Origin of the sequence: Silvibacterium sp. (assembly GCF_047605705.1) — a bacterium.
Lineage (GTDB): Bacteria > Acidobacteriota > Terriglobia > Terriglobales > Acidobacteriaceae > Silvibacterium.
Map to the genome: position 1 here is coordinate 22,006 of NZ_JASGFD010000012.1, position 13,049 is coordinate 35,054.

General features: G+C 61.2%; 11 protein-coding genes. 7 read left to right on the forward strand and 4 right to left on the reverse strand.

What is annotated here, in order from left to right:
• Positions 1-642 precede the first annotated feature (642 nt).
• From QM649_RS06230 to msrB, 7 genes are all read left to right on the forward strand, one after another.
• Complete coding sequence (locus QM649_RS06230; RefSeq protein WP_415198155.1) at positions 643-2,091, forward strand: class I SAM-dependent rRNA methyltransferase; 1,449 nt, start codon at positions 643-645, stop codon at positions 2,089-2,091.
• Positions 2,092-2,261: 170 nt separating this feature from the next.
• Positions 2,262-2,774 (forward strand): hypothetical protein, encoded by a 513-nt coding sequence (locus QM649_RS06235; protein ID WP_415198156.1) that lies wholly within the window; start codon positions 2,262-2,264, stop codon positions 2,772-2,774.
• A gap of 44 nt (positions 2,775-2,818) precedes the next feature.
• Positions 2,819-2,986: a hypothetical protein gene (locus QM649_RS06240; protein WP_415198157.1), complete on the forward strand. Its 168-nt coding sequence runs from the start codon at positions 2,819-2,821 to the stop codon at positions 2,984-2,986.
• 535 nt (positions 2,987-3,521) lie between these two features.
• On the forward strand, positions 3,522-6,296 hold the full coding sequence (locus tag QM649_RS06245) for a carboxypeptidase regulatory-like domain-containing protein (protein ID WP_415198222.1): 2,775 nt from the start codon (positions 3,522-3,524) through the stop codon (positions 6,294-6,296).
• A gap of 113 nt (positions 6,297-6,409) precedes the next feature.
• Positions 6,410-8,176, forward strand: a complete 1,767-nt coding sequence (locus QM649_RS06250; RefSeq protein ID WP_415198158.1) for a DUF885 family protein — start codon at positions 6,410-6,412, stop codon at positions 8,174-8,176.
• 124 nt (positions 8,177-8,300) lie between these two features.
• Entirely contained in the window at positions 8,301-8,693 is a 393-nt protein-coding gene (locus QM649_RS06255; protein WP_415198159.1) for a RidA family protein, read from the forward strand.
• Between the two features lie 75 nt (positions 8,694-8,768).
• Positions 8,769-9,176 (forward strand): peptide-methionine (R)-S-oxide reductase MsrB, encoded by a 408-nt coding sequence (msrB, locus tag QM649_RS06260; protein ID WP_415198160.1) that lies wholly within the window; start codon positions 8,769-8,771, stop codon positions 9,174-9,176.
• 82 nt (positions 9,177-9,258) lie between these two features.
• On the opposite strand, the gene QM649_RS06265 is transcribed toward msrB, so the two are convergent.
• The 4 genes from QM649_RS06265 to rpmB all read right to left on the reverse strand — a co-directional run bounded on the left by QM649_RS06265 (position 9,259) and on the right by rpmB (position 12,814).
• Positions 9,259-10,410, reverse strand: a complete 1,152-nt coding sequence (locus QM649_RS06265) for an L-dopachrome tautomerase-related protein (RefSeq protein ID WP_415198161.1) — start codon at positions 10,408-10,410, stop codon at positions 9,259-9,261.
• 128 nt (positions 10,411-10,538) lie between these two features.
• Positions 10,539-11,498, reverse strand: a complete 960-nt coding sequence (locus tag QM649_RS06270; protein ID WP_415198162.1) for an MBL fold metallo-hydrolase — start codon at positions 11,496-11,498, stop codon at positions 10,539-10,541.
• A gap of 101 nt (positions 11,499-11,599) precedes the next feature.
• On the reverse strand, positions 11,600-12,454 hold the full coding sequence (locus tag QM649_RS06275; RefSeq protein ID WP_415198163.1) for a DUF4262 domain-containing protein: 855 nt from the start codon (positions 12,452-12,454) through the stop codon (positions 11,600-11,602).
• Between the two features lie 165 nt (positions 12,455-12,619).
• Positions 12,620-12,814, reverse strand: a complete 195-nt coding sequence (rpmB, locus tag QM649_RS06280; RefSeq protein WP_415198164.1) for a 50S ribosomal protein L28 — start codon at positions 12,812-12,814, stop codon at positions 12,620-12,622.
• Between the last annotated feature and the right edge of the window lie 235 nt (positions 12,815-13,049).

Below are 13,049 nucleotides of genomic sequence, written 5' to 3' on the forward strand. Positions count from 1 at the left end.
ACGACGGTCGCCCCGGGTATACCACCTCGGTCCAACATCGACGATTACTACCAGCCACCAAACCTCATTCCCGGAGTGGGATATTCGCAGGCAAGAAACTCTTCAGGCAAAACAAAAGGCCTGCCGACTGGCAGGCCTTTTGCGTCCCGAAACTGAAGTTCCCCCAAACCGCAACCTCGTGACAACATCAGTCTCCCGCAACTCCGCCAATCCCGGTATCCCACGACAGTTGCCCCGGACATACCACCTCGGTGGATCCCGCGCGGTTACCAGCGGGGGATACGCATGCCCATTCAGCCGGAAAAGCAAAAGGCCTGCCGGTCAGGCAGGCCTTTTACGTCCCGAAACTGAAGTTCCCCCAAACCGCAACCTCGTGACAACACCAGTCTCCCGCAACGGCTCATTCCCAGGTATCCCACGCCACGGGAGGTCGAATCCCACAACGGTGGGAGTTCGCAGGCAGGTGTGAAAAGATGATGGTTTGCCATGAAGACGGATAAGCGGACGATGCACAAAGGATTAGGGCACAAGAAATCAGGGCGTGAAGGATCGGGCGCAGCACGCGCGTCAAAAGCCCCCGACCAGACCCGGGACAAGAAGCAGGCACAGAGCCCCTACGGAAGTCAGGCTCAGCGCCCTCAAATGAAACAGGACACCAGGCTGGACAACAATCTGGAAAAGCCGTTACGCCAGGCTGCAGCCGGAACCAGGAACGAGTCCCCGGCGCAGCGCGGTCCGCGCCCCAGCGCAGCACCGAAATCCGGCGCAGCGCCGAAGCGCGAGCAAAAGGCGAATCCGCGCGCTTTCGATAAGGGTCCGCGTCCGGCAGCCGCACCCGTGCCCGGCGAGGACGGTGTTGCCGTAGTGTCCCGGCGCGGAGCCGATCGCCTGCGCCATGGCCATGTCTGGGTCTATCGCTCGGACATCGCCACTCTACCCGCCGGAGCCATCGTTTCGCCGGATGCCGAGGATGTGGACGCGCCGCGGCTGCTCACTGTCACCGATCAGCGAGGTCTTGCGCTCGGCACCGCGCTCTACAGCCCATATTCCGAGATCGCGCTGCGCCTCGTCTCGACGGACGTTCTGGAGAGCGAAGCCGCATGGCTCGGTCTGCTCGCCTCGCGCCTGAAGACCGCCGTCGAAGAGCGCCGCCCGATCTTCGCCAGCGCGGGCACCGATGCCGCACGGCTGGTCTTCAGCGAAGCCGACGGCCTGCCCGGCCTCGTCGTCGACAAGTACGGCAAGCTGGTCGTCGTGCAGCTGCTCTCAAAGGCTCTCGACAGCATGGCGGTGCGCATCGTCGTTACCGAGACGCTGCGGGCGGCCCTCGGCACCGATGTCACGACCATCGTCGAGCGCCCCGATCCACGCATCCGCGAACTGGAAAAGCTCAGCCCCGACGCCGGCTCCGCGCCGCTGTGGTCAGCCGAGGACGAGCCGCTCCTCAAGACCACCTTCCGCCTGAACGGCGGGCTCTCGCTGCACTACGACGCGACCGCCGGGCAGAAGACCGGCGCCTTCCTCGACCAGCGCGAGAACTACGCCGCCGCGGCCCGTTATGCGCATGGCGAGGCTCTCGACGTCTGCACCTACCAGGGTGGCTTCGCGCTGCACCTTGCGCAGGTCTGCTCGAAGGTCACCGGCGTCGACGTCTCCCACGCCTCGCTCGAGGTAGCCGAAAGCAACCTCGAACGGAATCCGGGACTCATCGCGAAAGTCGACTGGATGGAAGCCAACGCCTTCGACCTGCTCAAGGACTGGAGCGAGGCGGGCGCAAAGTACGACACGATCGTGCTCGACCCGCCAGCCTTCGCCAAGTCGAAGCGTGCCGTCGAAGGCGCTCTCCGTGGCTACAAGGAGCTGAACCTGCGCGCCATGAAGATGCTCCGCCCCGGCGGCATCCTTGTGACTAACTCCTGCTCGCACCACGTCTCGGGCGCGGAGTTCCAGACAGTCGTCTCCGCAGCTGCAGGCGATGCGGGACGGCGTGTCCGGCTGCTCGAGCGGCGCGGCGCGGCGGCCGACCATCCGGTGGTGCTGACGATTCCGGAGACCGAGTACCTGAAGTGCCTGATCCTAAAAGTGGAGTAGGAAAATAGCCGGGTGCCCTGTTGCGGCGCCCGGCATCGCTTCCCGATTCGCAAACTCCTGCCTGAAATTGCGCGCAAATTCCGCTCAGGGGGCGTCTGGTTGTTTGGATGGGTGGAGGTATCCGCACTTCCTCCTGTCGCGCCGCACGTCGCATTTCTCAGGAGAAGCCCATGATCCGAGCCGCTGTTCTTGCAGTCCTGGCCGCGAGTATATGCACCGCTCTCCCGGCACAATCGCAATCCGCACAGGCGCAGCCGAAACACTACCGGCTGACCTTCGTTCTTTCGTATCCCGAGGGAAAACAAGCTCCGCAGATTTTTACGCTTGATGTGCCGGTAAGTCCTGAGCACGGCGGGATGGCGCAAAGCTCAACAGCCTCGGGCCTCACCGAAGAACCACAAACCGTGGTGCAGCAAACGCTCCAGTGCATGGAAGTCCGCGAATCGGCAAAGGGTGTGGCTGCAAATGTCTCCTTCACCATGGATAGCGTGACGCCAGCACCCACCGGCAGCTCCGAGCCGCGCCACCACAATTTGACCTTCCAACGGCAGGTGGATGTCGCTCTGAACCAGCCCACACGCATCACCAACGAAATGCATATCCGGCCACTGAAACCGGGCGATCCCGTTCCCAAAGAGACAGCCCCGGCGCCGCAGATCACTCTGACGGCGACTGAGATCTAGAGGATGTAGAGCCTGATCGGCTCCTTGCGCATCCCATAAAAAGAGTGAGCCGGAACTTCTATTGGATCTGGTTTCTGGGTGCGGCGGCGTGGTTTCTGGACGCGCTGCTCGCCCTGCATCACCACGCGCTGGATCGCGGCGTTCTCGCCGCCATGGTTGCGGCGCTCTTTCTCGCCGCCGGCATGTTCTTCAAGAAGCAGGCCGGGCGCTGAGCAGCATGAGGATCTCAGCATGAAAATACGAAAGGCCTGCCGTATGGCAGGCCTTTCGTGCCCTGAGAGCTGTTGTTCCCCCAAACCGCAACCCTCGTGACAGACTCAGTCTCTCGCGTGAGCGCTCCCGGCAGAATCCCACTTCGCGAGTAAGCCGCTAACACAAGAGTGGTAACCCGATATGAAGGAATTTGCCGTAGTTTTGCGATTAAGTAAATAACGCGAACTTCCATGCATGGTCCTTACCTGAAGGCTGCGCGTCACGGCGCATTCACCGGGTTTTCATTTATCTTGAGGGCTGCCCAGACCTCGCACCATGCTGCGGTCCGGGGTGAAGTGTCATTGCTGCCGATGCAGAAGGCAGGCTACAGGCGGAGAAGTCCGTCGCAGAGAACAGAAGAACGCGAAAGATCCACGGGAGCCTTGCATTGCCCGGCGTGTTGGCAGGAGATTCATGGGTCGGTGCGGTTGGTTGGAGGCGAACCGGTTGGCAACAGCCGGAAAGCGAGGATGCAGGCAGACCTGCTTCACGCTTATGTTCCTGGTGGCAATTGGGTCTGCTCAATTACAGGGTCAGACACAGGCACCCTCCCCGGAACAGAGTCATCAAACCGCCTCCAGCGGAAGCGTTTCCGGCATCATCATGGATCCGACCGGAGCCCTCATCGAGGGAGCGCAGATTACCCTCCAGGGGGCGTTGGGCTGGACCATCCAGCAACGCACCGACCAGGCCGGCGCGTTCCGCTTTGAGAATCTTGCGCCTTCCACATACTCCATGCGGGTCGAAGCCCCCGGGTTCCAGCCCGCGGATCGCAGCGGCCTTCTGGTTTCGGCCAACACATCCGTCCACTTACGCCTCACGCTCAAGATTGAAGTGCAGCGGCAGGACGTTGCCGTGAGCGACGAAGAGGTCAGCACAAGTCCCGAAAATTCGGGACAGGCGCTGGTGCTCGACCGGCATGATATGGCCGCCCTGCCCACCAACCCGAGCGACCTGAAGACGCTGCTGCAGGCCATGGCCGGCGGCCAGCCGATGAACCTCCAGGTAGACGGCTTTACCGTGACCCGTCTGCCACCGAAAGCCGCAATCCACGGCATCCGTCTGAACGCAAACCCCTATTCGGCGCAATATGACTCGACCGGCGAGAGCCACGTCGAAGTCTTTACCCAGGGCGGCGGAGACCAGCTGCATGGCGACCTCGATCTCCTCGGCGAAGACTCCGCCCTCGACACGAGGAATCCGTTTATCACGCAACAGCCGGATTACTCTTCCTTCTACTCGAACGGGGACCTGAGCGGCGCACTGTCGAAGTCCAGCTCGTGGTTCCTCGCGGCCGACCGCCAGGACGTCGGCACCCAGTCGTATATCTATGCCACTACTTCGAGCACCGGCCCGGCCTACGAGGCGGCGCTCAGCAGTCCTTTCACCGCCACCGATGCCGGCCCGCGCATCGACTTTCAGCTGGGAAAGATCCAGCAGATCACCGCGCAGTACCAGTTCGGCCGGTATGCGCAGGACAACCTGGTCGACAATCCCCTCTCGCTGCCCTCGATGGCCATCAACACGCGGCACACCGAGCAGGCGCTGAGGCTCGCAGACACGCAGACGTGGAGCGAGCATACCGTCAACGAGACCCGCTTCCAGTTCCAGCGCACCGATGACAGCACCACGCCCGTCAGCGGCGCCTCCGAGGTGACCGTCGAAGGCGCTTTCACTGGCGGAGGCAACAGCCTGGGGCAGCTCCACGAAGGCCAGAACCACTACGAGCTGCAGGACTACGTCTCGCGCGAGATCGGCAATCATCTCCTGCGTTTCGGCGGCCGGCTGCGCGATGTCGACGACGACAATACCTCCACCGCCGGCTATAACGGGCAGTTCATCTTCGACTCGATCGAGAGCTACGAACTCACCGAGCAGGGCCTTGCCTCCGGCCTCACCATTCCACAGATTCAGGCGCTCGGAGGCGGTCCCAGCCAGTTCAGCTACGCCATTGGCACCCCCCGCCTGCGCGTGAACGTCGCCGACCTCGGCCTGTACGCCGAAGACGAGTGGCACCTGCGACCTAACCAGACCCTCGTTCTCGGACTGCGCTATGAGACGCAGTCGGGCATCCCCGACCACGACGACTGGGCCCCACGCGGCAGCTGGTCCTGGGGCATCGGCGCCAATCGCGGCCCGAACCACGACAAGGCGGCGTGGGCCGTCCTGCGCCTGGGAGCGGGCATCTTCTACAACCGCTTCGATCCGAAGTACATCATCAACGCGCGACGGGAGAACGGCGTACAGCAGCAGCAATGGGTGGTCAACGAGCCTGACTTCTATTCCGAAATTCCGAGCAGTTCCGATCTCGGCTCCGGTGCGCAGCCAACCATCTACCGCATCAACAACCGCCTGCACGCCCCTTATCTCGTCCAGCGCGGCATCGGCCTCGATAAGAGCTTCGGCAAGCGCTGGACCGTCTCTGCCGACTGGAGCTGGTTCTCCGGCTTCGACCAGCTGCTCACGCGCAACGTGAATGCACCGCTGCCCGGCACCTACAATCCCGATGACCCAACCAGCGGGATACGCCCCTTAGACAGCAACGAGAACATCTACGAGTACGAAAGCCAGGCCAACTCGCGGCGCAATCGCCTCTATGTGAACGTTCACTACCGCATTCCGCGCGTGACGCTCTATGGCAATTACAGCTTCGGCCATGCGAAGTCGAACACCTCCGGCCCCGGCAGCTTTCCCTCCGACCAGTACGACCTGGGCCAGGACTGGGGACGCGACGCGAAGGACATCCGCCACAGGCTCTACGTCGGCGCGTTGGCCAACACGCCCGGCAAGTTCAACTTCCAGCCGTTTCTCGTCTACCAATCCAGCGCGCCCTTCAACATCACCACCGGCACTGATCTCAACGGCGACTCACAGTTCACGGACCGTCCGGCCTTCGCGACAGACCTGACCCGCGCCAGTGTTTACCGCACAAAATGGGGCAACTTCGACGCCGATCCCCAGCCTGGCCAGACGATTATTCCCATCAACTACGGCGACGGACCTTCGACGCTGATGCTCAACTTCAGCGCCTCGCGCGACTTCGCCTTCGGGCCACAAGCTCCCGGAGGCAACGGCGCTCCCGGAGCGCGCAGGTTCCAGATGAACCTCGGCATCGTGGGACAGAACGTGCTGAATATCGTGAATGGGGGCACACCGGAAGGCGTCCTCGGGGCACCGGAATTCGGCCATTCGACCGCACTCGGCAGCACGGTCTATTCGAGCACCCAGGCCAACCGGATCCTCTACCTGCACATGTCGCTCAGCTTCTGAGAGGTTGGCGGCTAAAAATCCGTTGTTGTATACAACCCTCTACTGCGATATAACACGCCATAAGCGCGAGTCGCGCCTGTCCCACTCCATTTCATTCCCCGGAGTTCCCGCTCATGCCGCGTTTTCGCCGCGCTTCCGTTTCTGCCGGATTCTGTAGTGCCCTTCTGGCCTGTAGCTCTCTCTCTGTCTTCGCTGCTCCGCATGGGGCAGACTCGCCCACAGGACGCCAGCTTCCCGAGTTCATCCAGAACTACAGCGCCGACCTTCGCTCGCTTGAGATGACATACACCATCCCCTTCGAGCCTTCGACCTTCGAACGGATGGAGAAGTTCTACAACGACGAGCTGAAGTCTCTCAGTGCCATCCCCTTCGACTCGCTGACCTCGCAGGAAGACCGCGTCGATTATGTGCTCATCCGCACGCACATCACCGGCGAGCTGCACCAGCTGGCGATCCGCAGGCATCAGGCCGAGGAGATGCAGTCTCTGCTTCCCTATGCTGCGACCATCGAGAGCTTTATCGACGGCAAGCGCACGATGCAGCGGCCCGCTGCGGAACCGACCGCGAAGGCGCTTAACGATATGGTGAAGTCGATCAAAGCCGCGGAGCACGACCTCACACCGAAACCCGACTCCCCGAAGAAGGTGAACCCGGTCGTCGCCAACCGCGCGATTGAGGCCAGCGAGCTGCTGCAGGAGCAGCTGCATCAGTGGTACGGGCAGTACAACAACTACGATCCCGAGTTCACCTGGTGGGTCGACCTGCCATACAAGCAGGCGGACAAGGCCATCTCCGAATACATCGACTTCCTCAAGTCGAAGCTCGTCGGCATCGCGCCCGATGACAAGACCACCATCATCGGCGACCCCGTGGGCCGCGAAGCCCTGCTGGCCGAGTTGAAGGACAATGACATCCCCTATACGCCCGAAGAGCTCATTGCCATTGCCCAGACCGAGTACGACTGGTGCATGAAGCAGATGCTCGAGGCCTCGCACGAGATGGGATACGGCGACAACTGGCACGCCGCTGTCGAGAAGGTCAAGCAGATGCACGTGGCTCCGGGCGAGCAGCCGGACGTGATCCGCGACCTCATCTTCTCGGGTGCCGATTTCGCCAAGCAGCATGATCTCGTCACTGTGCCGCCGCTAGCCGAAGAGACACTGCGCATGATCATGATGACGCCCGAACGTCAGATGGTGAACCCATTCTTCACCGGCGGCAACGAGATCAGCGTCTCCTATCCGACCGACACCATGACCTACGATCAGCGCGAGATGAGCATGCGCGGCAATTCGACGCCGCTCTCGCACGCAACCGCCTTCCACGAGATGATCCCTGGGCACTTCCTGCAGTTCTACATGTCGGCCCGCTACAACCAGTACCGCCGCGTCTTCGAAACACCTTTCTGGCACGAAGGCAATTCGCTCTGGTGGGAGATGCTCTACTGGGATCTCGGCTACGACAAGACGCCGGAAGAACGCGTAGGCGCACTCGTATGGCGCATGCATCGCTCGGCGCGCGTGATCTTCACCATGAACTTCCACCTCGGCAAGTGGACGCCGCAACAATGCGTGCAGTTCCTCATCGACAATGTGGGCTTCGAGCCGGACAACGCGACCGGCGAGGTTCGCCGCTCCTTCAATGGATCGGTAGGGCCGCTCTACCAGTGCGCATACCTGATGGGAGGATTGCAGTTCCGCGCGCTGCACCATGAGCTGGTGGACTCGGGCAAGATGACCAATCGCCAGTTCCACGACGCAATCCTGCACGAGAACTCGATGCCGATCGAACTGCTCCGCGCGGATCTTGAGAACCAGAAGCTCACCCCGGACTTCACCACCAGCTGGAAGTTCTACGGCGAGCACCCGGTGCATCCATAGCTCAGGGCTCAGGGCTCAGATAAAGCATCTGTCATTCCGACCGAAGCGAAGCGAAGTGGAGGAACCTGCAGTTCTCTTCGCTCCGCTCGCTTCAGCCTTCCATCTCCCCCGCTACAATCTCCCCATGAGCACTAAGACTGTCATCGCCACCTCCGGCGCGCCTGCCGCCATCGGGCCGTACTCCCAGGCCACCAAGGCCAACGGTTTCCTCTTCACCTCCGGCCAGATTGCCCTCGATCCTGCCACCATGCAGGTCGTCTCCGGCGGCATTGCCGAGCAGACCACCCGCGTGCTCGAAAACCTGAAGGCTGTGCTCGAAGAGGCCGGCACCTCGTTCGGAAATGTCCTCAAGACGCTCGTCTTCCTCAAGGATATGAATGACTTCGCCGGCATGAACGAGGTCTACGCTCGCTACTTCGCACCCGAAGGCGTCACCCCGCCGGCGCGCTCGACCGTCGAGGTCGCCCGCCTGCCCAAGGACGTGCTGGTCGAGATCGAGCTCGTAGCCCTGGTCTAAACGTGCATCGGGCCGCGCCGGTGTAACCGAAGCGGCCGGATCTCATCCAATGGAGTGAAAGGAGCGCACCCAGCTATGTCCGAAACCAAGATCGAGAAGATCCACAAATCCGATGAGGAGTGGCGCGCCCAGCTCACGCCCGAGCAGTACTACATCGCGCGGCAGAAAGGCACCGAACCGCCCTTCTCCGGCGCGTTCTATCGCCACAAGGAAGACGGCGTCTATCACTGTGTCGCCTGCGATGCTCCGCTGTTCGTCTCAGAAACGAAGTTCGACTCCGGCTGCGGCTGGCCGAGCTTCTACCAGCCCATCGCCGGCGCGCTTGACGAGCACGAAGACCTCAGCCACGGCATGCGCCGCGTCGAAGTCACCTGCGCCCGCTGCGGAGCCCATCTGGGCCACGTCTTCCCCGACGGTCCCAAGCCGACCGGCGACCGCTACTGCATTAACTCCGTGTCGCTGAACTTTGAGAAGGCGAAGTAAAGGCAGATCGGCAACGCGACGCTGCACAACAGCCCGGGAGCGATCCCGGGCTGTTGTGTTCAAGTTGCAGGATTTCCGCCCGTCACCGGCCGGTCACCGGTCCTCCCAGCGCGATCCCGGCGAAGCGCTCCGGCAGCGCAATCGAATACGTCACGAATGGAGCTTCGGCCGCGGCCTTTCCATCTTCTGACGGTCCGGGCGCTACCGGCTGCTTGATCGGGATATACAGTCTGCGGTCGCGGCTGAGGAACGATCCATCCGGCCGGACCAGTGTCGGATCGGATGCGAGCACGGCGGTCTTCCCCGAAGGCGCAAGCACCGTGATGTGCTGCGTGATCGTCTCCGAAAAATAGACATTCCCCTTTGAGTCCATCGAGCAACCACCAGAGAAGTTGTTCTGGTAAACGCGCTCTACGTGTTCCGCCAGCTCATGATTGGCAAGAGCCTCGTCGTTCAGATAGCGCGTCTCGACGCGATAGAGCGGGCCGGTCGGCGAAGCCCAGTAGAGCCACTTTCCATCTGCCGTGATTTCGATAAGGTCGCTGTTCGGCGGATGAAAAGTCTGGCCGCCCTTGATGTGCGCGAGGATAGCCGGCACCTGTGTCGGCGACGCCTTCACCACCGTATCGCCGGAGAGCCGGCGCAGCGTCTTTCCCGTAGCAAGATCATGCACGAGGATGCCGCCAAGGCCCGAATCTGTGATGTACATCCTCGAACCGTGAAACCGCAGATCGTTCATCTGCGCGCCGGGCGGCAGGATGGTTTCGTCGAAGCGCAGGATGCGGAGGACTGCGCCGGAACGTGGATCGAGCTGCACAACCTTCTGCGCGCCCGGACGAGGCGTTGCATACTCCTCACCGAAGACATTCGCACTCAACGAGCCCTGGTCGACACACCACACCGTGTCGTCCGCAAAGATATGCACCGAGTTGAGATAGACGAAGGCCTCACGTCCGTCATCACCCGGCTTCCAGTCGTTCCAGCTATTTCCGGGAAACGGCACGAGCGAGCCATCCGGCTGCCGCCGTGCGAGCGACGGCGTGGGTTTGTCATGCGCATACCGTGGCAGGCCGAGAAACAGAACGTTGTCGCTTGTCAGCGCGACCTGATTCGCCATCCATGGCGATCGGACCGCGACCGTCAAGGAAAGCGGACGATCTGTCTCGTGCGCAAAAGAAGTCAGGCCGGAAGCACTGGCCACTCCCACAGCGGCCAGAAAACGGCGGCGAGTCATCTGCAATCGGGATTTCCTCTTCATCTCCTGCTTGTGACGTGCAGACAGAAGAGGAGGTTTCCTTCCGGCAGGACACGGCCCTGCGCCACCGCAAGCAATTCCACGGTGCACGGCCCATGCTTGCCCGCTTACAACGCGCTCGTATCCGGATCCAGATAGACACTCTTCACGAAAGCCGAAGCATCTGTGCTGTGCCAGTCCGGATGTTCCTGCTTCAGCCTTGCGCTGATCTCCGCGCCGGCCTGCTCCGCGCTCACGCCCTGCGCCTTCATGGCAATCGCGCTGGTGCGAATCTCCGCGATCAGCCTGCGCTCCTCGGGCACCAGGGAGTCATTTCCCGGAAGGCTGTGATCGGGCACCACGTGCTTCGCATGCAGTTCTGCGATTTTGTCGACGACCTTGAGCCACGTCGTCGGTGTGCCGCCCTTGCCGTAACCCGTGTAGATCGTTGGGATGGTCGCATTCTGCACCACGTCGCCCGAGACCAGCGTCGCATCCGGCTCAACGAAGGTCAGCTCGTCGCCCTGCGTATGCGCCTCACCGAACCACAGCAGCCGCACCGTCACGCCACCACCGAGGTCCACCTTCACCTCGTCATGAAAGGTCACATCCGGCGTGCGGAAGGCGACATCCTTCAGCAGTTCGCGATTCTCCTCGGAGCGATCGGCGAAGGACTTCACCATGGGCAGCCCGTATTGCTCGACCTCCGCCTGCTGCACATCATTGCGGATGAGCGTCGTGCCCGCGGGAAATCCCTGGTCGCCTGCGGCATGCTCGGGATGAAAGTGAGTTGTCGTGAGAAAGATGCGCTTGCCCGGCGCCAGCTTCGCGGCAAAGCCGGCGGCGATGGCGCCCATCTTCGGGCCGAGCCCGGTATCGACGACAAGCACGGAGCGATCTCCCACCACCACGGCGATGTTGGGATTGCCCTTGATCATCCACACGTGCTCGGAGATGCGCACCGGGGTATCGGCGGCCGTCATCTTCCACTGGTGAGGATCGGTGGAGGCCGTTTGAGAGAACGCCGGGGCTGAAGCAGCAGCAGCCATCAGAGCAGAGGCAACAAGGCTGGCGAGGAGTTTCATCATGCCCATAATCTACAGAATGCTGCCTCCAAACGCAGAAAAGCCCGGCCGCATAAGCCCGGGCTTGCACGCTGTATCTCTCAAAACTTCGGAGCATGCTGCATCTATTGGATCTGCTCATGAGGCTTCTGCTTGCTCCGGATCCATGGATCTCCCGGCTTGGCCCGTTCTGCGCACCATCCCAGGGGAAGATCAGCCAATTCAATCAGGCTTGGATCTTTATCGATCGGATGATGGAAGCAGGAGAGTACCGGCCCTCCGCCCTCCACCATACTGTCCCCCAGAAATTGCCAGGCCCCGTCTTCCTCGTCATGCGAGACAAAAGTGATTGCTTCCGTGCCCAGATGAACAGTCTTCGAGAGAAACACCCGAGTGTGAGGCGGATCTGGAAATTTCCAGTCAAAGAGACTGCTACCGGGATCCGCCGCAGCCCAAAAATCGGCCTCAATGCTCGTCATGGGAACATCCGATTGCATCAGCGGCTGCGCGAATATCGAGTCGAATCCCTCATCTTCGGGAAATCGATTCTCGCGGTCCGGAAAGACGGCCTGCAACACGGGGAACGGTCTGCCTTCGTAGTACCAGAGCGCCCACCCCATCAGATGTTTGATCCATTTGGGATCTACTGGCCGGAACTCGCAATCGACATTCGCGAGTAGGCCGGAATGGCGCCCTTGAGTCAGATCGACTCCTTGCCTTAAACGAACTGCAGCTTCGTTTAGCAGGAAGTGCGCGGTTTCAAGCCGCAATCCGACCGTAAGAATCTCAGGCTGTCCCGAAGTGTCGTAGACACCGACAGTAAAGGACCATCCACGGCCCGCATCACTGGCCTTGATGTTCACTACACTGCACCCGAACTGCTCGATATTCGAGATCGTTCCAGATTCGTCATCACTCAGACCCTCGGCACGAAATCTTCGCGTGCGCTCGGTTTGAAACTTCGGTGTTGTGCCGCTCACTGTTGCTCCACCCTATGACGTTCTCTCTTCGAACTCTATTAAAAACTCGCTAGGTCATCGATGTGAATGCATCGCCGAAATCTGGAAGCCTAGACGGGTACTCAGACGCAGAAAAGCCCGGGATTGCTCCCGGGCTTTTCCTGAACTTGAGTAAAAGAGAAGGAACTAAGCCTTCACGACCTTGCCGCTCTTGATGCAGCTGGTGCAGACGCGCAGCTTCTTCGCATTGCTGCTGCCCTCGACCTTTGCCTTCACCGGGCGCAGGTTCACGTTCCAGCGGCGACGGGTGACGTTGTGCGCGTGCGAGATGTTGTTGCCGAATTGCGGACCCTTGCCGCAGATTTCACAAACCTGTGCCATGACAGACTCCAAGACCTGAATTGTTCGCGCTGACCAGGTCCGTGCATGTCTCCCGCGCTGTACTACAATGTCGCAAAGAGAGCGGGCGGATTCGAGCGGGGTTTCCCCACCACTGGCGCCGAAGCTTCAGTGTAGCCCAGACCGGCTCTATGGGCAACTCCTGCCTGTGAAATTGCTGTCGAAAGCATTGACCGCACCCTCTGTCCTCGATAGAATCAAATGGTTTGGCGATTCT

Coding starts and splice junctions, on each gene's coding strand:
- QM649_RS06230 (WP_415198155.1), top strand. CDS start 643: ATGAAACAGGACACCAGGCTGGACAACAATCTGGAAAAGCCGTTACGC.
- QM649_RS06235 (WP_415198156.1), top strand. CDS start 2,262: ATGATCCGAGCCGCTGTTCTTGCAGTCCTGGCCGCGAGTATATGCACC.
- QM649_RS06245 (WP_415198222.1), top strand. CDS start 3,522: ATGTTCCTGGTGGCAATTGGGTCTGCTCAATTACAGGGTCAGACACAG.
- QM649_RS06250 (WP_415198158.1), top strand. CDS start 6,410: ATGCCGCGTTTTCGCCGCGCTTCCGTTTCTGCCGGATTCTGTAGTGCC.
- QM649_RS06255 (WP_415198159.1), top strand. CDS start 8,301: ATGAGCACTAAGACTGTCATCGCCACCTCCGGCGCGCCTGCCGCCATC.
- msrB (WP_415198160.1), top strand. CDS start 8,769: ATGTCCGAAACCAAGATCGAGAAGATCCACAAATCCGATGAGGAGTGG.
- QM649_RS06265 (WP_415198161.1), bottom strand. CDS start 10,410: ATGACTCGCCGCCGTTTTCTGGCCGCTGTGGGAGTGGCCAGTGCTTCC.
- QM649_RS06270 (WP_415198162.1), bottom strand. CDS start 11,498: ATGATGAAACTCCTCGCCAGCCTTGTTGCCTCTGCTCTGATGGCTGCT.
- rpmB (WP_415198164.1), bottom strand. CDS start 12,814: ATGGCACAGGTTTGTGAAATCTGCGGCAAGGGTCCGCAATTCGGCAAC.